General features: G+C 66.7%; 15 protein-coding genes and 1 pseudogene. 10 read left to right on the top strand and 6 right to left on the bottom strand.

Features of this window, described 5'->3' with window-relative positions; all coding sequences use genetic code 11:
• Positions 1–1,270 (bottom strand): annotated as a pseudogene (locus ABZW16_RS38080) (hypothetical protein); the annotation flags it as partial.
• A gap of 345 nt (positions 1,271–1,615) precedes the next feature.
• On the opposite strand from ABZW16_RS38080, the gene ABZW16_RS38075 reads away from it, so the two are divergent.
• Positions 1,616–2,956 (top strand): amidase family protein, encoded by a 1,341-nt coding sequence (locus ABZW16_RS38075; protein ID WP_354960991.1) that lies wholly within the window; start codon positions 1,616–1,618, stop codon positions 2,954–2,956.
• On the opposite strand, the gene ABZW16_RS38070 is transcribed toward ABZW16_RS38075, so the two are convergent.
• From ABZW16_RS38070 to ABZW16_RS38060, 3 genes are all read right to left on the bottom strand, one after another.
• Entirely contained in the window at positions 2,953–3,843 is an 891-nt protein-coding gene (locus ABZW16_RS38070; protein WP_354960985.1) for a LysR substrate-binding domain-containing protein, read from the bottom strand. The genes ABZW16_RS38075 and ABZW16_RS38070 overlap by 4 nt on opposite strands.
• A gap of 403 nt (positions 3,844–4,246) precedes the next feature.
• On the bottom strand, positions 4,247–5,071 hold the full coding sequence (locus tag ABZW16_RS38065; protein WP_354960990.1) for an SDR family oxidoreductase: 825 nt from the start codon (positions 5,069–5,071) through the stop codon (positions 4,247–4,249).
• A gap of 83 nt (positions 5,072–5,154) precedes the next feature.
• A complete protein-coding gene (locus ABZW16_RS38060; RefSeq protein ID WP_354960984.1) occupies positions 5,155–6,762 on the bottom strand; it encodes an aldehyde dehydrogenase family protein in 1,608 nt (535 codons plus the stop codon).
• A gap of 161 nt (positions 6,763–6,923) precedes the next feature.
• Between ABZW16_RS38060 and ABZW16_RS38055 the strand changes: the two genes are divergently transcribed.
• Entirely contained in the window at positions 6,924–8,234 is a 1,311-nt protein-coding gene (locus tag ABZW16_RS38055) for a helix-turn-helix domain-containing protein (protein WP_354960983.1), read from the top strand.
• A gap of 11 nt (positions 8,235–8,245) precedes the next feature.
• Here the strand turns inward: ABZW16_RS38055 and ABZW16_RS38050 are convergent, their stop codons facing one another.
• On the bottom strand, positions 8,246–8,506 hold the full coding sequence (locus tag ABZW16_RS38050) for a DUF2277 domain-containing protein (protein WP_354960982.1): 261 nt from the start codon (positions 8,504–8,506) through the stop codon (positions 8,246–8,248).
• Between the two features lie 108 nt (positions 8,507–8,614).
• On the opposite strand from ABZW16_RS38050, the gene ABZW16_RS38045 reads away from it, so the two are divergent.
• A complete protein-coding gene (locus ABZW16_RS38045) occupies positions 8,615–9,448 on the top strand; it encodes a DUF1266 domain-containing protein (RefSeq protein ID WP_354960981.1) in 834 nt (277 codons plus the stop codon).
• A gap of 237 nt (positions 9,449–9,685) precedes the next feature.
• Here ABZW16_RS38045 and ABZW16_RS38040 read toward each other — a convergent pair whose 3' ends face one another.
• Positions 9,686–10,633 carry a hypothetical protein gene (locus ABZW16_RS38040; RefSeq protein ID WP_354960980.1) on the bottom strand — a complete coding sequence of 316 codons (948 nt, stop codon included), beginning with the start codon at positions 10,631–10,633 and terminating at the stop codon, positions 9,686–9,688.
• Positions 10,634–10,988: 355 nt separating this feature from the next.
• Between ABZW16_RS38040 and ftsH the strand changes: the two genes are divergently transcribed.
• The 7 genes from ftsH (at position 10,989) to ABZW16_RS38005 (ending at position 17,552) form a co-directional block, all read left to right on the top strand.
• Positions 10,989–13,367 carry an ATP-dependent zinc metalloprotease FtsH gene (ftsH, locus tag ABZW16_RS38035; RefSeq protein WP_354960979.1) on the top strand — a complete coding sequence of 793 codons (2,379 nt, stop codon included), beginning with the start codon at positions 10,989–10,991 and terminating at the stop codon, positions 13,365–13,367.
• 120 nt (positions 13,368–13,487) lie between these two features.
• Positions 13,488–14,132, top strand: a complete 645-nt coding sequence (gene folE, locus ABZW16_RS38030; protein ID WP_354960989.1) for a GTP cyclohydrolase I FolE — start codon at positions 13,488–13,490, stop codon at positions 14,130–14,132.
• 56 nt (positions 14,133–14,188) lie between these two features.
• Entirely contained in the window at positions 14,189–15,016 is an 828-nt protein-coding gene (folP, locus tag ABZW16_RS38025; protein ID WP_354960988.1) for a dihydropteroate synthase, read from the top strand.
• Positions 15,013–15,417 (top strand): dihydroneopterin aldolase, encoded by a 405-nt coding sequence (gene folB, locus ABZW16_RS38020; RefSeq protein ID WP_354960978.1) that lies wholly within the window; start codon positions 15,013–15,015, stop codon positions 15,415–15,417. Before folP ends, folB begins: the two co-directional genes overlap by 4 nt.
• Complete coding sequence (folK, locus tag ABZW16_RS38015; RefSeq protein ID WP_354960977.1) at positions 15,414–15,956, top strand: 2-amino-4-hydroxy-6-hydroxymethyldihydropteridine diphosphokinase; 543 nt, start codon at positions 15,414–15,416, stop codon at positions 15,954–15,956. The genes folB and folK overlap by 4 nt, the downstream gene beginning before the upstream one ends.
• A gap of 2 nt (positions 15,957–15,958) precedes the next feature.
• Positions 15,959–16,429: a DUF3180 domain-containing protein gene (locus tag ABZW16_RS38010; RefSeq protein WP_354960986.1), complete on the top strand. Its 471-nt coding sequence runs from the start codon at positions 15,959–15,961 to the stop codon at positions 16,427–16,429.
• Positions 16,430–16,499: 70 nt separating this feature from the next.
• Positions 16,500–17,552 carry a DUF6779 domain-containing protein gene (locus ABZW16_RS38005; RefSeq protein WP_354960976.1) on the top strand — a complete coding sequence of 351 codons (1,053 nt, stop codon included), beginning with the start codon at positions 16,500–16,502 and terminating at the stop codon, positions 17,550–17,552.
• The last annotated feature ends 297 nt before the right edge of the window (positions 17,553–17,849 follow it).

Genomic DNA, 17,849 nt, shown 5'->3' with positions numbered 1-17,849 from the left:
AATTATTTGAGTAAGTTATTGTCTGGTGACAATGGCAAGGAGGCCACACCTGTTCCCACGCGCGTAGCCAGCGCAGCACGCCGAGCAATGTGCCGCCGGGCAGAAATTGCATGTACAACAACCGGAGTCGGCGCATGGCCGGATCGCGGGCGTCCTCCGAGCCGAGCAGCCGCTGATCGAAGACGCGCACGATGTAGTCGTGATCCAGCTGGGCCAGGGTCTGCGGTTCGGTGCCGTGGTCGGCGGAAATCTTCACCGCGACCAATCGCTGCAATGACCGCTGCCTGGCCAGGAAGACGCGGGCAAAGGCGCCGCTGCCGAGCCCGGTGAGCAGATCGAAATCATCGATGCGCTGGCCGATCTGGATCTGGTCGAGCGCGTCGAAGCTCCCCGGACCACCGTTGCCGACCGTGGTCCGGGTGGCGGTCGAGGTCCCGATCGAATCGATGGCTGCCGTTTCGTTCGGGTCGATGGCTGCGGTTGCGTTCGGGTCGATGGCTGCGGTTGCGTTCGGGTCGATGGCTGCGGTTGCGTTCGGGTCGATGGCTGCCGTTGCGTTCGAATCGACGGTTGCGCGGGTCACGTCATTAGTACGAACGGACCCCATGCTTTGGTTCAGCTGGGTCGATTCGTTCAGTTCGTTGTATTGCGCGGTCCGGGTCTGCTCAGCGGCCGCGCGAGTTCTGGCCAACTCGGTCAGTACGGAATCCTCCAGCACCGCCCGTCGAGTGCTCTGATCGAAGTCGTCGGCATTGAGCAACACGCGCAATTCGGCCGCTTGTTCGGGATATTCCCGCAGACAATCCTTGGGGTCGACGCGCTCGCCGCTATGCCTGCGGATGACGAACTCTTCATAGACCAAACCCGCTGGAATACCACCCGGTTCGAGTTCGGGGAACTCGGCGCAGTAGTCGAAAAGGCGCTTGCGCGCGGTGGGGTCGCTACTGGATTCGCGGTGTTCCTCGGGCGATGCCCGCTCGGTTACCGTCTCCGTATCCGTCGCGCGCGCCGCAGCGCTGCGCCGGATCCAGCGATGTCGCAGGTCGACGCGGATCAATTCGATCAGTGCCGCCTGGCGCAGGGACTCCGCATCGGGCAGAAAGTCGGCGATCTCCGGCGGTCGGCTGGCGGATTCCCAGCTGGCCGATTCCCATGCGGCGGAGAACGCCCCGACAACCTCGTTATCGGTGTGCAGCAGCGGTCCACCCCAATCGCGGGTCGGATCGGAGTCGAGACCGGGTCGGTAAGTCTTTTCGGAATCTGCACTCATTTTCGGACCTAGCTGCTGAGCGGATCCAGAGAATCCGCAGTGTTCGGTCGGTGGATGTGCCGATGAATTTTCCGCCACACCCGACGCCATCGTCCCCCGAGCAGTAATCGGAATGATAACTTGCGGCTCAACAGCGGATCACCCGATTTCGACAACCACGCGACGGGGAAGAACCAGCACATGCAAAAAGCAGCCACGGGCACGAAGGCGGTAGCCGAACGTGACCGCAAAGCCATGACTCCGGCAGCCGAGCCCCCGGAGGTGCAGACCGCCAACGGGGTGTCCGGTGCGGCGGCCGACGCCGTGCATACTTCGATGGAATCCAGCATGCCACGCGAATCCGGCATGGCACGAGGTCCGGCCTCGGCGATGGCCGCGAGCGTGCGCGACGGCTCGCTGACACCGACCCAGACGATCGGCACCGCCCTGGACCGGATCGCCGCCGGAAATCGAAAGACGAACGCTTTCGCCGTCGTTCGCTCGGCCTCGGCGCGGGCCGAGGCGCTCGCGCTGGAACAGCGCTCCGATCTGGACGTGCTGCCCTTGGCGGGTGTTCCCATCGCGATCGAACACAACATCGCGGTCGAGGGCGAGTCGACGTCGGCCGGTTCCGCGGCGACCGATACCCGTCCGGCCGCCGCCGACCATCCGGTGGTGCGCCGACTGCGGGCCGCCGGCGCGGTGGTGGTCGGGCAGACCGCGGTATCGGAGCTGGGGCTGTGGAGCACCACCGAGAGCGAGGGCCGGATCACCCGCAACCCGTGGAATTCCGCGCGCAGCACCGGCGGATCGTCGGGCGGCTCGGCCGCGGCGGTCGCCGCCGGGCTGGTACCGGTGGCACACGGCAGTGACGGGCTCGGTTCGGTGCGGATTCCCGCGGCCTGCTGTGGGGTGTTCGGGATCAAGCCGGGACGGCACACCGTGCCAGCCGAGTGCGGCGTCGATTCCTGGTCGGGGATGGTCGAAAGCGGTGTGCTCGCAACCACGGTCGGTGATGCGGCACTCGCGCTATCGGTATTGGCCGCGCGTCCGGACCTAGCCGAGCTAGATCCGCCGGGCCGACTACGCATCGGGCTGGCCGTTGCGCCGCCCTCACGTTTGTTCCGGGTCGATCGGCACTGGACCGTGGCGGCTCGCACCGCTGCCTCGGCCGCCGTCGCGGCCGGGCACCTGGTGGAGCCCGCGACCCTGCCGTATGGCGAATCGATCATCTCCGTTGGCCTGCGCTGGCTGGCATTCGCCGCCCGCGAGGCCGTGACACTCGTGCACCCCGAACGTTTGCAGCCGCGCACCCGCCGACACCTCGCACTCGGCCGGTTGGTCCAGCGCCTGCGGCTGATCCGCCCGGCTCAGGTGGACCGGGTGGAGGCGCGACTGCTGGAATTCTTCGAGCGCTACGACGTCGTGATCACCCCGACGCTCGCCGCGCCGCCGCCGCGGGCGCGGGCCTGGCACAACCTGGGCTGGTTGGCGAATGTCGTTACCAGCGCACGGTATTCATCATTCACGCCGCTGTGGAATATGGTCGGCTGGCCCGCCGCCTCGATCCCGATGGGTATGCACCCCGGCTCGAAGACGCCGGTCGCCGCCCAGCTCGCGGCACCGCCCGGCGGTGAATCGACCCTGTTGCGCCTGTCGGCGCAGCTCGAGTCGATCCACCCCTGGAAGCGAACGGTGAGCGACTAACTCGCGACGGCGGCCTGGTGCTGGACCGAGAAACCGCCCTCTACCGCGCGTGCGGCGAATTCGAGAATGGTCGGCCGGTTATCGTCGGCGCGCCAGGCGACGGCCAGTTCGCACGGGGCGAGCCCGTTGAGCGGGCGGGCGGTCAGTCCGGGCCAGCGGTACATCGGCACATTGTTCTCGGCGAGCAGGCAGACGCCGAGGCCGAGGCTCACCGCCTCCAGCTTGTCCTCAGGGGTCGCCGCCTCGGCGCCGATCTTGGGCTGACGGCCATTGCGCGCGTCGTTGCCGAGCCAGAAGTCGCGCACCGCACCGGCCTCGGTGGGCAGCGCGATGAACGGTTCGTCGAGCAGGTCGGCGAAGTCGATGGTCTCGTTATCGGCCAGCGGATGGTTCTCCGGCAGCAGCACCCAGCGCGGTTCGGTGCGCAGCACCTGCCAGCGGAACCGGTTCGGATCGGGCAGCGGAAGCCAGACCATCGCCAGATCGGCCTGTCGACCGGCCAGACCGCTGGACGGGTCGGTCCAGGAGGCGGCGTGCAGGGCGAGCCGGTGCCCGCTCGCGCTCTCCAGATCGTTGAGCAGACCGCGGCCGAGCGCGGACTGGATGCCGACGCGCAGCACCTCACCCGCCTCCTGCAGGGAGACGTTGGTGACTTCCCACAGCTCCAGGATCTTGCGGGCGCCCTCGAGCAGTTCCTTACCCGCGACGGTCAGCGCCACGCTGCGCTGGTTGCGGTCGAACAGGACCACGTCGAGCTGGCGTTCCAGCTGACGAATCTGACGCGACAGGGTGGGTTGAGCGATGTGCAGCCGCTGAGCGGCGTTGGTGAAGTGCAGTTCCTCAGCGACGGCGACGAAATACCGCAGGTCGCGCAAATGCGGGTCCATAGCCCCTTGCTATCAGAATCGGTCCTGAATTTCTAGCCTATTGAAGCCGGAAAGTCTGGATATGGCAGCTGAAACAGTCGACAGGTTTGTTAGAGACAGCATATGGCCTGTCATGGTCATTTGCACCATCGACTTGGCGAATCTCCGGCACTCGTGGTGCGTGCGACCTCGCCGAAGCTAATTGGGCAGATGACCAGCAATGATGTGGCGCGAGGCAGGCTCGGAGCCTCGGTTTCGGCGTGTCGAAGTGTGACCGGTCACCCGCGGAGAAACCGGCCCGCAACGACGTCGGAGCCGTTACAGCCGTGAGTAGTGAGATTGGTCACAAATATGTTTGCGGTCGCCGAAGCGCGAGAGGGCGCCGTGGTCGCGACAACACGACCGCGGCGCCCTCGATGCGCGATCAGAGGCCGCGCGCGCGATCCTCGTACGCCTTGCGCTCGACCGCGTCGACATCGTCGAGGAAGGCATTGCTGGACCCCAGCGCCCTGGCCAGTCCATCGGCCACCGGTTCGGGCAGCAGATTCACCAGCTGCGAGAGCAGACCGGCCACCGCGGTCACCCGGACCTTGGATCGGGGTGCGGCGATCAACGCGACGATGGCGTCGGCGATCTCCTCGGGCTCGGCCGGGCGCAGCAGCTTCGGGCCGCTCACACCGGAGCCGAGTTCGGTATTGGTCAGCGTCGGCAGCACCGAGGAGAACGCGACACCGGAACCCCGGTACTCCTCCCGCAGCGTATCGGTGAAGCCCAGCACCGCATGCTTGCTGGCGTTATAGGTCGCCAGGCCGGGGATATGGGTCTCACCCGCGAGCGAGGCGATATTGATGACGTGTCCGCGTTTGCGCGGCAGCATCCGGGCCAGGCCCAGTTTGGATCCGAGGATCACACCGTAGACATTGATATCGAGGATGCGGCGGGTGATCTGGTCCGGCTCGTCGACGAATTTGCCGGTCGGCATGATGCCCGCGTTGTTGATCAGCGCATCGATCGGACCGACGGTGCGCTCGACCTCGTCGAGGAAGCTCTCGAACGAGATGGCATCGGTGACATCGAGCCTGCCGTACAGCTCGAAATTCCGGGTGGTTCCGGACTCCTTGACCGTGGTCTCGTCGATATCGCCGATCGCGATCTTGGCGCCGAGCGCTTGGAGTGCGGTCGCCGTGGCCAGTCCGATGCCGCGCGCACCGCCGGTGATCACGACGACCTTGCCACGGATCTTCGCCACGGCCGTGTTGGATTTGCGGCGCTCCCGGTGCCCTCCGTGGTCACGCTCCGCTGCCGCCTCCGGGCCCGTCGCTCGCGCCGCGGTCACTTGTTGTCTCCCTTGAGCTTCAAGATGGCCGGAATATTGATCCGCCGCAGACCGCGAGCCCCTGCCGCGCGCATCGCGCCGAGCCCGAACAGCACCTTCGGCATCTGGTACGGGAACCAGAGCAGTTCCTTCTGCTGGGTCGGCAGGATCGGCGTGGTGATCGCCTTCTGCCTGCAGTACTTGCGCACCCCGTCCGGACCGCCCCAGCGGGCGCCGACCCCGGACTGCCCCCAGCCGCCCATCGGCAGCGCGAAGCTGAACAGATTGACGAAGACATCGTTGATATTCACCGCGCCGACATCGAGTTCGCGGGCCACCCGCTCGCCGCGCTCCTTGTCCCCGGTCCACACCGAGGCCGACAGGCCGTAGATCGAATCATTGGCCAGCCGAACGGCTTCCGCCTCGTCGGCGACCTTGATCACCGGCAGGGTCGGGCCGAAGGTCTCCTCGGTGATGCAGGACATGCTCTGGTCGACATCGACCAGCACGGTCGGCTCGAACAGCGTGCCGACACCGGTCCGCTTGCCACCGGTGGTGACCCGGGCACCCGCCGCGATGGCCTCATCGACATGGCGCTGCACGATCTGGACCTGGTTCTCGTTGGCGAGCGCGCCGACGTCATGTTCGGACTCGCGCCCGTCGAGGCCCTGACGCAGATTCCGGACCGCGTCGGTGAGTTTGGTGACGAACCTGTCGTAGACCGGCGCCTCGACGTACACCCGTTCGACCGAGATGCAGACCTGGCCCGAATTGAACATGCCGCCGAAGGCGATGCCGTGCGCGGCGCGATCCAGGTCGGCATCGGCCAGCACGATGGCCGGATCCTTACCGCCCAATTCCAGGCTGTAGGGAATCATCCGCTCGACGCAGGCGGCCGCGATCTTGCGCCCGGTCGCGGTCGAACCGGTGAACTGGATGTAGTCGGCGTTCTCGATCACCGCGGCGCCGGTCGCACCCGCACCGGTGACCACGGCGAATACCGGCGGTGCGCCGATTTCGGCCCAGCCCCTTGCCAATTCGAGCGCAGAGAGCGGGGTCACCTCCGAGGGCTTGAGGATCACCGCGGCGCCAGCGGCCAGCGCCGGGATCACATCGATGACCGGCATGGCCAGCGGGAAGTTCCACGGCGTGATGACGCCGACCACCGGATACGGCTTGTACACCGTGGTCAGCTTCTTGACCCGGGCCAGCGGGCTGTGTGGCGAGGGATGGTCGTCGGCGAGGAATTTGGCGGCCCGGCGCGCGTAGTAGCCGATCAGATCGGTGGAGAAGGCCGGGTCGATCAGCGCGTCCACCCGTGGCTTGCCCGTCTCGGACTGCAGCACGTCGGCCAGGTGCTCGGTATTGTCGATGATCCAGTCCTGCAGTTTCAACAGCCATTCCTTGCGGCCGTCGGGGCCGATGGCCTCCCACTCCGGCTGGTACAGGCGCAATTCACGGATCTTGGCCGCGACCGCCTCGGCGCTCTGTTCCGGCACGGTGCCGACCACCGCACCGGTACCCGGATTGCGCACCTCGATCGGCGTCGGATCCGTCGTTTTTGCCGCTGTCTTGCGTGCCGTCGCTTTCTTTGCCGCGCCGGGCACCGATTCGGTGTTGGTCACTGCTGTTCTCCCACTGACGTTGTGCTGTGAACCGCTGGCAGCCGACTACTGTGAATCAGCTCACTGACCTATGATCGTGACACAAGATTGCGGGACTTTCTTGGGCCTTTTTGTCAACCGACTCGGTTGATTTTGTATCAAAAGTACAACTCGGAGGAATCATGGTCGCTGCCTCGACCGATCGTCCGGCGACCACGGAGCCGCTGCGGACCGATTCGGATCCGAACGTCGAGGTCGTGCGCGACTGGCTGGCCGAATATGTCTACGAGACGATGCGGACCCAGACACTCGAGCAGATCGTGGACCGGCTCGACAACGCGATCATCGCTCGCATCCCGGAGCTCGCCGACCGCGATATCCGCCGTGATCTCGCGGCCAGCACCAGGGCACATGCCAGGGTCATGCTGAGCGGGTTGACCAGCGACACCTTCGATTTCACGCTGCCCGACGAGGTGCACGCCTTCGCGCGCACGATCGCCCGGCGCGGCTTCCAGCTGCGACTGCTGTTGCGGACCTACCACGTCGGGCAGGAGGCCGTACTCGACTACATGAGCGATGCGATCGAGGAGCGCCGTCCGCCACAGCAGATCGAGCGCGCGGTCATGCTGCGGCTGTTCGAGCGATCGATCAGATGGGTCAGCAATTCGGTGGAGGCGCTGACCGACACCTACATGGAGGAACGCGAACGGATCCTGCGCGCCGATCTCAACCGACGCTCCGAAACCGTCCGTGCGCTATTGGCCGACGGCGACGTGGATATCGACCAGGCCTCGATTCGGCTCGGATATCGCCTCGCCCAACAGCATTTGGCCTTCGTGCTCTGGGCCGACGAGTCGGGCGACGCCGAGATGAGCGGACAGCTGGATCGGGTCGCGGCGCGACTGGCGGCCGCGCTCGGCAGCACGCGGGTGCTGACGGTTCCGTCCGGTGCGAGTGGCATGTGGGCCTGGGTCGGCTTGGATGATGAGGCGCATGCGGCGCACATGGCCGAACCCGGTCGGCTGGCACGACTGGTGGCCGGATCGGTGGAGCCGCCGATGCGGGTCGCCTTTGGTGTGCCAGCGGCGCACCTGGCCGGATTCCGCAACAGTCATCGCGAAGCTGTCTCGGCCAGGCAGGTGGCCGAGCGCAGCGCGACGGGAGCGCGGATGACCGGCTATCGCGAGGTGGAGATCGCCTATCTGGTGGGCGCCGACGACGCGGCCATGCGCGGTCTGATCGGACGCGAATTGCGCGCGCTGGCGGGCCGTGATGCCAATGCCACACGCCTGCGCGAAACACTGCACGCGTATCTGAAGAGCCATCGCAGCCCGGAGGCCACGGCGAAACTACTGGGTGTGCACAAGAACACGGTCCGCTATCGGATCCAGCGGATCGAGGAACTGCTCGGCCATCCGATCGAAGCGCGCGGGCTGCCGCTCGAGATCGCGCTGGCCTGCGTCGCCACTTACGGCACGGACGCCCTACCTTGAACCGCTACGAACTATTCCGTCTCCGCACCCGCACGTTCGCGGCGTGGTGGCGGTTCGGTGATCGGTGCCACTCGCGCATTCGGCAGATCCGCGAGCAATTGCGTTGTCGCGGCCGCGATGGCGTTCACCGCCTTGTCCACCGCCGCCTTGGTTGTGGTGCTCAGGCCGGACACGCCACCGACCGTACGCACGTACTGCAGTGCGGCAGCATAGATTTCCTGCTCGGTAGGCGCAGGGTCCAGGCCACGAAGGAGGGTGATGTTGCTACTCATGCGTGCACATTAGCCCTCAGTACTGCCCTCGGCAGGACAAGAATCCAATCCGACAAAGCCAGACGATTACTCAGCCGCTTCCAAGATCGATGGGGAACAATCGGTGGCATGCCTGCCCGTGGTGTACCCACCCTGACCACCTTCCCCTACGAGGAACTCGACAAGCGGGAAGAGGATCATTGGTCCGGCGCGGCGATATCGGATGACGAACTGCGCGCCCTCGCGCTCGGCGGCTTCTATTCGGCGCGCTGGGACGCGTTCCACGATGCGCTGCTGCTGGGGCCCGAGCGCGACCATCCGCTCGGCGACCGCCGCGAACTCGCTATCGATACGCTGACCGGCGCATGGGGCATTACCGACGGCACCGAGGCGCGGGCCTCTATGGAGCAGTTGCTCAACGGTATGCACGCACCGCTGTACGCGATGGTGCATCCGCTGGTGATGGCATCGATCAATGCCAGTGAACGCGACCGGTTCGGTGAGCGGGCCGATCGGCATCGGGCCTTCCTGCGTCAGGTCGGTTCGTTCCGGGGGATGGACAATCCGGAGGCGCTGGTCCGCGATTACGACATCTGGTCGCAGGCGATCAAGATCGGCTTCACCGATCATCTGGCCCGGCCGCTGCCGAGCGATATCCATGCCTGGGATCTGGCCCGAGTGGTCGCGGTGGCCCGAATGGCTTTCACCGCAGGCTATCTCGATGCCGAGGTGGCCTGGGACTATCTGCTGCGGGCACTGCCGCTGGCCCAGCGCAAATATCAGAACTGGCGCCAATTCGGTGATGCCTACCTGACCGGCTGGACCTACTGGCAGGCCTGTGAGGATCTGGCCGAACTGAAAAACGGCGGCGTGGATCGGCGCATGGAGCTGTTACGCCTGTGGCTGCGGCCGACGAGTCCCTGGCGGCGGATTACCTTGGCGGAGCCCAGCGCTGAGAAGTAATCACCACGCGCGAGTCCTACGAGTGCCGTTCGCGGCCCGTCTCGCGTCTGCGCGAAGGCGCGGCCATCGAACTCAGCCGAGTGGCCGAAGCGCAGGCGATGCAGTCGCGAGTCTCGACGGCTCGGACGCGCGGCCCGCCCGTCGCCCGACCACCACCCCTCATCGAATCGCTACGCGATGCTGAAATATTCGGGGCCGCGTACACGCAGCGCTGCCGGCGCGGCAAATCGAAGACAGTCAGTTCCCGTCGGGGAGTGAGCGCAGGATTCCTCGGCCGTAACGCTGGAACTGTCCGTCATCGACCATGCCGAGGGAATGCCGTTCCACCAGTAACTCCCACTCGGAATAGAGCTGGGCGACACCGGGATCGGCCGGACCCGCCGCGCCGTTCGCCGAATCGCGCCGGACGGCGAAATTCACCGCACAGGTGACGCGTTCGGTATCGGCTCGGTCGGTGCCGGTGAAACGCAGCGTGATATTCCCGTCGTGTACGTCGATACCGGTTTCGCCGCGCGCCGAACCGATCTCGCCCGGCGCCCCTGCGGCGCCCTCGGTGGTGCGTGCCCACAGGACGGCGGGGATGGGTAGCTCATGCGCGTATTTGTCGCCGGCGCCGATGGAAATGAACAGCAGTCGCCCAGTGGTCGCGGCCAGTAGGCCGGGGCCGCTGCCCGCAGGCGGATGTGCGATGGCTATCGCGGTCTCGAGCACATATTCGTCGGCGGTGACATAGCGATGCAGTGCGTCTATCGCCGACTTGGCATCGCGCTTGGGTGCCATCCGCCGCACGGCGCGATCGACATCGGCGCGGGTCGGCCCGTTCTTACCCCACTGCGGGGCGGGCGGCTGTAGATCGGGGGCGGCGACATCGACGCGCTGACCGGCCAGGATCTGGTCATTGATGCGCTCGACGATCTCGGCGGCCGCGGGGAAGTCGTGTTCGGCGATGAGGACGGGCAGCGGTGTGCGGTCGGCGGGCACGCCGGTCAGCACGGGAGTCGGATAGCGTAGGTAGATCTCGATGACGACCGCGTCGTCGGCACGTCGGTTGAGCCGGACCTTGAGTAGGTCGGTCACCGGCACATCCAGCACGCGCTCGCCGTCACTGCCCGGTCGCAGCACGATCAATCGCCCGCGTCCGTGCCGCAGTATCGCTGTGGGTGTCCGTAGCTCGACTATGTCCATACCCCCTGCGCTCTGTTGTTTACGGTGCTCCCGGGGGCCCACGTGGGGTACGCAAGCTACCGCCTTCGGGCCCGTCGCTCGCACCGCGGTGTTGTGTCGTCGCTCACGATAGGCCGAACATGACATGATTGTGACCACTTGGAGTAACCCCGACCGGAGACCTCGGGAACCACGAACGTTCCCCAGCCGTTTACCTGTCGAACTACACCAGCTGCCGAACTGCGCGATGTATCGACTAGACCGTACGCGGTAACGTGGCCTGTCCGCATCCGAACCACTGGACGGGACGCGCCCGACGCCACGCTAGGCATGCACCGGAGACACCGGAAAGGACTGGCCGCCCGGCCTAAGCTCTATGAACCGCAAGACTGTGTTTCGCACTCTGGCCATAGTCGCGGGCATTGCGCTCGTGATCTATGCGTTCGGCTACTTCAGCAATGACACACGCGGCTGGAAGAGCGTCGATACCTCGGTGGCGTTGAGTCAGCTGACCGACAAGAGCAACGTCAAGAACGTCCAGATCGACGACCGCGAGCAGCAGCTGCGCATCGAGCTGAACAATGGGACCGACGCCACTTCCGGCTCGAAGAAGATCCTTGCCAAGTACCCGGGTGGCAGCGAGACCTCCAACCAGGTCTTCGACGCCGTGCAGAAGTCCGGCGCCCCCTTCAACACCGTGGTCAAACAGGACAGCGTGTTCACCCAGATCCTGCTGTTCGTACTGCCGATGGTGATCTTGTTGGGACTGTTCATCTTCGTGATGTCCCGCATGCAGGGCGGTGGCCGCGGCGGCATGATGGGCTTCGGCAAATCGAAGGCCAAACAGCTGACCAAAGATATGCCGAAGACCACATTCGCGGATGTGGCCGGTGCCGACGAGGCCGTCGAAGAGCTCTACGAGATCAAGGACTTCCTGCAGAATCCGGTGCGTTACCAGGCGCTCGGCGCGAAGATCCCCAAGGGCGTGCTGCTCTACGGCCCGCCCGGTACCGGTAAGACCCTGCTTGCGCGTGCCGTCGCGGGTGAGGCCGGGGTGCCGTTCTTCACCATCTCCGGTTCGGACTTCGTCGAAATGTTCGTCGGTGTCGGTGCCTCCCGGGTGCGCGACCTGTTCGAACAGGCCAAGCAGAACAGCCCGTGCATCATCTTCGTCGACGAGATCGACGCGGTCGGCCGCCAGCGCGGCGCTGGCCTCGGCGGCGGTCACGACGAGCGCGAGCAGACCCTGAACCAGCTGCTGGTCGAGATGGACGGCTTCGGCGATCGCACCGGCGTCATCCTGATCGCCGCGACCAACCGCCCCGACATCCTCGATCCGGCGCTGCTGCGTCCCGGCCGGTTCGACCGCCAGATCCCGGTCAGCAATCCGGACCTGGCCGGTCGGCGGGCCATCCTGCGGGTGCATTCGCAGGGCAAGCCGATCTCGCCGGAGGCCGATCTGGACGGCCTGGCCAAGCGCACCGTCGGCATGTCCGGCGCGGATCTGGCCAATGTCGTCAACGAGGCCGCCCTGCTCACCGCCCGCGAGAACGGCGCGGTGATCACCGGCGAGCAGCTCGAGGAATCGGTGGACCGCGTCATCGGTGGTCCACGCCGCAAGAGCCGCATCATCAGCGAGCACGAGAAGAAGATCACCGCCTACCACGAGGGTGGCCACACCCTGGCCGCATGGGCGATGCCGGATATCGAGCCGGTCTACAAGGTCACCATCCTGGCCCGCGGTCGCACCGGCGGCCACGCCATGACGGTGCCCGAGGACGACAAGGGCCTGATGACCCGCTCGGAGATGATCGCCCGCCTGGTGATGGCAATGGGTGGCCGCGCGGCCGAGGAACTGGTGTTCCACGAGCCGACCACCGGTGCCTCCTCCGATATCGATCAGGCCACCAAGATCGCCCGCGCGATGGTCACCGAATACGGCATGAGCGCGCGCCTCGGCGCGGTGCGCTACGGCCAGGAACAGGGCGATCCATTCCTCGGTCGCTCGATGGGCATGGGTTCGGACTACTCACACGAGGTCGCTGGCGCCATCGACGAGGAGGTGCGCAATCTCATCGAGGCCGCGCACACCGAGGCGTGGGCCATCCTCAACGAATATCGCGATGTGCTCGACGTGCTGGCCACGGCGCTGCTGGAGCGCGAGACATTGCACCGCAAGGATCTCGAGGAGATTCTCGCTGCGGTGGAGAAGCGGCCGCGGATCACCGCGTTCAACGATTTCGGCGAGCGCGTCCCCTCGGATAAGCCGCCGGTGAAGACCCCTGGTGAACTGGCCGCCGAACGCGGTGAGCCGTGGCCGCCGCAGGAGCCGGTCAAGCCGCGGCTGCCGCAGCGCGAAGCCGCCTCGGCCAATGGCTACCCGGACGCCGGTTACCAGGAACCGCGCTACGGCGGCTACTCACAGCAGCCCGCGACCGGTTATCCGCTGCCGCAGGCGCCGACCCAGGCATACCCGCGGCCGGGATCGACGCACGGCTCGCGACCCGACTACGGCGCCCCGGCCGGTTGGTCGGCGCCGGGCTGGCCGCCGCGTGACGAGCCGCAGCAGCAGTCGGGTCAGCCCGGTCACGGCGGCTGGCAGGGTGAGCCGCAGCCGCGCCACGGGTACCAGCAGCCGCAGCAGCAGTGGGGTCAGCAGGGGCACGGCAACGACCCCTACGACGAGCCCGCCACCGGCACCGGGAATAACGATGGCGAGAACCACGATTGGGATGGACCGAACGGTCGGCACTGACCAGTGGCGATTAGGCTCGACCATCTGGGTGCCGGGTGATTGCCGGTACCTGAGATTTTGGAGGTGTCTCGCTTGTCTGCCAACAATCACGTCGGTGGCCGCCGCACTGGCAATGCCGCCATCGACGAAGCGGATAAGGTCCAGCACAACGGTTCGGGGCCGGCCAAGCCGGAGCTGGTCGCACTCGAGACAGGCCGCTCGTTCGATCAGGCCCGCGCCGAGGCGGCGATCCGGGAGTTGCTGATCGCGGTCGGCGAGGACCCGGACCGTCCGGGTCTGATCGATACGCCCTCGCGGGTCGCCCGCTCCTACCGGGAGATGTTCGCCGGGCTCTACCTAGAGCCGGATTCGGTGCTGAACACCACCTTCGACGAAGGCCACCAGGAGCTCGTGCTGGTGCGCGATATCCCGCTGTACTCGACCTGCGAACACCACCTGGTGTCCTTCCATGGCGTCGCGCACGTCGGCTATATCCCCGGGACGCACGGCCGGGTGACCGGACTGTCCAAGCTGGCCAGGCTGGTCGATCTCTATGCCAAGCGTCCGCAGGTGCAGGAGCGGCTGACCAGCCAGATCGTCGAAGCCGTCATGCGCAAGCTGGATCCGCGCGGCGCTATCGTCGTGATCGAGGCCGAGCACCTGTGTATGGCCATGCGTGGCATTCGCAAGCCCGGCGCGAGCACCACCACCTCCGCAGTGCGCGGCCTGCTGCAGACCAGTGCCGCCTCGCGGGCCGAGGCCCTCGATCTGATCCTGCGCAAGTGAGGCAGGGCGCGGTGGAGCTGCACGGACTCGCGCGCGGCGGTCGCTCCTGTGTGGTGATGGGCGTGGTGAATGTCACCAGCGACTCATTCTCCGACGGCGGCCGCTACCTCGATCCGAGCCTGGCCATCGCGCACGGCATCGAGCTGTACCGGGCAGGTGCCGACATCATCGATATCGGTGGCGAGTCGACCCGGCCCGGTGCGGTGCGGATCGATCCCGAAACCGAGGCCGCGCGCGTGGTCCCGGTAATTCGCGGATTGGTCGCCGCGGGCGTGCCGACCAGCGTGGACACCATGCGGGCCGGTGTGGCGGCGGCGGCGATCGCCGCCGGTGCCGCGGTGGTCAACGATGTCTCCGGCGGCCGCGCCGATCCCGATATGGTGAAAGTCGTTGCGGCGGCGCAGGTCCCGTGGATTCTCATGCACTGGCGGGCGGGTGCGGACTATCGGCACACCGGTCCGGCCGACCACTACGACGATGTGGTCGCCGAGGTGCTCGCCGAATTGACGGCGCAGGTCGAGCTGGCCATCGCGGCCGGCGTCGACCCGTCCCGGCTGGTACTCGATCCCGGTCTCGGTTTCGCCAAGAACGCCGAACACAATTGGGCGCTGCTCGGTGCGCTGCCCGAACTGGTCGGCCACGGGCTGCCGATATTGATCGGCGCCTCCCGCAAACGTTTCCTCGGCGCCCTGCTCGCCGATGCCGCTGGCCCGCGCCCACCGGATGGCCGGGAGACCGCCACCGCGACGGTGTCGGCGCTGGCCGCGCTGCACGGGGCCTGGGGTGTCCGCGTCCACGATGTGCGCGCCTCCCTGGACGCCATCGCCGTAACCGACGCCTGGCAGCGCGCCGCCCGGCACAGCACGCGAGGAGCCGCGACATGAAGGTAGGCCGGGAGACGGCCGGGCGTGAGCAGCTCGACCGGATCGAGCTGTGCGGGCTGCGTGCCTACGGCTATCACGGCTGCTTCGACCACGAACGCCGCGACGGTCAGGAGTTCGTGGTGGATCTGACGGTGTGGGCCGATTTCGCGGCCGCCGCGGCCACCGACGACCTGGCCGACACCATCGACTACGGCGGCCTCGCCGAGCGCGCGGTCCAGATCATCCAGGGCCCGCCGCGCAATCTCATCGAGAAGGTGGTCTCCGAGATCGCCGACGATGCGATGACCGATCCGCGCATCCAGGCCGTCGAGGTCGTGGTGCACAAGCCGTCCGCGCCGATCCCACACACCTTCGCCGATGTCCGCGTCGTCACCTCACGGCAGCGGGGGGCGCTGGCATGAGCAACGCCGTACTGTCGATCGGCTCGAATCTGGGCGACCGGCTCGCGCATCTGCGCGGCGTTGTCGATGGACTCGGGCGGCGGGCGGTCGCGGTATCGCCGGTGTACTCGACCGCGCCGTGGGGCGGTGTCGAACAGGACGACTACCTCAATGCCATTGTGCTGGTGGAAGATCCGGAATTCGGTGCGCGTGACTGGCTGCGCATCGGCCAGCAGCTGGAACAGGCCGCGGGGCGGGTGCGCGAGGTGCGCTGGGGCGCGCGAACCCTCGATGTCGATGTGGTCTGGTGCGCCGAGGGCGGACAGGTCTGCCACAGCGACGATCCGGAACTGACCCTGCCGCATCCGCAGGCCTACAACCGGGCCTTCGTACTGATTCCGTGGTTGGACGTGCAGCCGGATGCGGTACTCGAGGTCGACGGGACCGCGCGGCCGGTGCGCGAGCTGCTCGCCGAACTCGACGCGGCCGAACGCGCGGGTGTCCGATCGACCGAATTCGCGCTACCGGGCGCGACCGCGACGGGGGGATCGGCGTCGTGAAGCTGAAGCCGACCCGGATTCTGGACCTCGTCGCAAATGTCGTTATCGCGGCCCTCATCGCCTGGCTGCTCACCCGCATGGCCTACGGCAGCTTCCCGCCGATCTCGATCTATGCGGGTGCCTCGCTGTATCCGGTGGCCGCGATCGAGGTCGCGCTCGGCTTCGTGATCCGCTCGCGGGTCAATGAACATCAGATCGGTGACGGCACCCATGAGCTGCATCCGATCACCGCGGCTCGTGCGGTCGCGCTTGCCAAGGCCTCCGCACAGGTCGGTTCGCTCGCCGCCGGTGTCTGGCTGGGCTTCCTGTTCTGGGTTTTTCCGCAGCGCGGCACCTTGAATGCGGCGGGTGCGGACAGTCCGGGCGCCATTGTCGGGATGCTGGCGGGGGCGGCATTGGTTGCTGCGGCGCTCTGGCTGGAGTATTGCTGCCGCGCTCCCGAGGACCCTTCCGACGATCCGGCAACTACGTAGAAAATATTCTTGCTGTTGTTCCCCTGTGAGAATCTGGGCGCGGCTGGCTGATCAAGCTACCCTGGCGTGCATGGTTTCGCCCTCCCGTACCAGCACCTCTCGTCGACGGCAGGACGACGCGGGAAAATTGTTCATTGGCGCCCTGATTCTTCTCGGTCTGGTTGCCAGCGTTTTCCTGGTTTTCAGCGATCGGCTGCAGTTCGTCCGGATCGGTTTGGTCGCGGCGCTGTGGGCTGCCGTCATCGGCGCTTTGGCCGCGACGCGGTACCGCAAGGAAGCCACGATCGATAAGGCCAAGGTTCGTGACCTGCAGACGGTGTACGAGCTCCAGTTGGAGCGCGAGGTCACCGCGCGACGAGAATACGAACTCGGCGTCGAGGCGCGAGTGCGCGAGGAGGTCGGCGCCGACGCAGCCGAAATGGCCGCCCTGCGCGCCGAACTCACCGTGCTCCGACAGAGTCTGCAGCGGCTCTTCGACGGCGATCTGCCGATGGACCGCCCCGCGCTGCGGGCCGATTCGACCCGGATTCAGGAGCTGCCGAGCGCATTTGGAAATTCGTCCAACAATAGCTCGACGAATGCCGACGACTGGCCGGATACGGCCTCCCAGCAATCCCGCAGCAGTTTCACCCCGGTCTTCGAATTCGATCATCCGCAGGCCCCGCTGTTCGCCAGCCCCTTCGACGATCCGGTGACCGCGGAGACCGCTGTCGTACCGGTCGACAATGTGGACGACTCGGAAATCACCGATGCCGATTTCGATGATGGGTACCACACCGGACCGATCGGCTGGGCGGACGCGTTCACCGAGGATCCGGAAAAGACCGGGGTCCCACCGCGACTGGATCCGCTCGAGCCGACCGTGCCGCCGCGCTTGGCGCCGCCGGAGCCGACCCAGTATTCGTCGCTCGATTTCTCGACGCCGGAGCCGTCCACCCGGACGCCACATCCGGAGTCGCCACCGCCCCCGACGACATCCGTCCCGCCCGTCGGCACCGCCACCTCCCGCAGACGTCGCCGGGTCGACCCGGACGCCGATTCCGGCAATTCCTCACGCCGACTTTCGGTGGCCGAGATCATGGCCAACCTGGCATCCGAAGAAAACGGCCGGGGCGGCCACTGACCGGTGCCGAACTACCCGCCCTAGATGACCCCCGCGGAGCGAGTTTTACGGGCGACATTCACGGCCCGTCTCGCATCCGAGTCGTCGAAGCACCTACACCGCAGGCCCTAGCCGCGACCACCTGGCGGCGCACCTCCGGCGCCGAACTACCCACCCCAGGCGCCCACCACGGAGCGAGTCTTACGAGCGACCGTTCGCGGCCCGTCTCGCGTCCGAGCCGAACGCTCGGCCATCGAACTCAGCCGAGTCGTCGAAGCGCATGCGACGCAGTCGCGAGTCTCGACGGCTCGGACGCGA

The sequence above is a fragment of the Nocardia sp. NPDC004604 genome (assembly GCF_040609795.1).
Taxonomy (GTDB): domain Bacteria; phylum Actinomycetota; class Actinomycetes; order Mycobacteriales; family Mycobacteriaceae; genus Nocardia.
Note: the sequence above shows the minus strand (reverse complement) of the source record. Positions and strands in the feature narration are given on the sequence as shown.

Bases quoted from the DNA above. Each gene is read 5' to 3' on its own strand.
- folK (WP_354960977.1), top strand. From the start codon at position 15,414: ATGAGCAACGCCGTACTGTCGATCGGCTCGAATCTGGGCGACCGGCTC.
- folP (WP_354960988.1), top strand. From the start codon at position 14,189: ATGGGCGTGGTGAATGTCACCAGCGACTCATTCTCCGACGGCGGCCGC.
- ABZW16_RS38075 (WP_354960991.1), top strand. From the start codon at position 1,616: ATGGCACGAGGTCCGGCCTCGGCGATGGCCGCGAGCGTGCGCGACGGC.
- folB (WP_354960978.1), top strand. From the start codon at position 15,013: ATGAAGGTAGGCCGGGAGACGGCCGGGCGTGAGCAGCTCGACCGGATC.
- ABZW16_RS38005 (WP_354960976.1), top strand. From the start codon at position 16,500: ATGGTTTCGCCCTCCCGTACCAGCACCTCTCGTCGACGGCAGGACGAC.
- ABZW16_RS38055 (WP_354960983.1), top strand. From the start codon at position 6,924: ATGGTCGCTGCCTCGACCGATCGTCCGGCGACCACGGAGCCGCTGCGG.
- ftsH (WP_354960979.1), top strand. From the start codon at position 10,989: ATGAACCGCAAGACTGTGTTTCGCACTCTGGCCATAGTCGCGGGCATT.
- ABZW16_RS38040 (WP_354960980.1), bottom strand. From the start codon at position 10,633: ATGGACATAGTCGAGCTACGGACACCCACAGCGATACTGCGGCACGGA.
- ABZW16_RS38045 (WP_354960981.1), top strand. From the start codon at position 8,615: ATGCCTGCCCGTGGTGTACCCACCCTGACCACCTTCCCCTACGAGGAA.
- ABZW16_RS38050 (WP_354960982.1), bottom strand. From the start codon at position 8,506: ATGAGTAGCAACATCACCCTCCTTCGTGGCCTGGACCCTGCGCCTACC.
- ABZW16_RS38070 (WP_354960985.1), bottom strand. From the start codon at position 3,843: ATGGACCCGCATTTGCGCGACCTGCGGTATTTCGTCGCCGTCGCTGAG.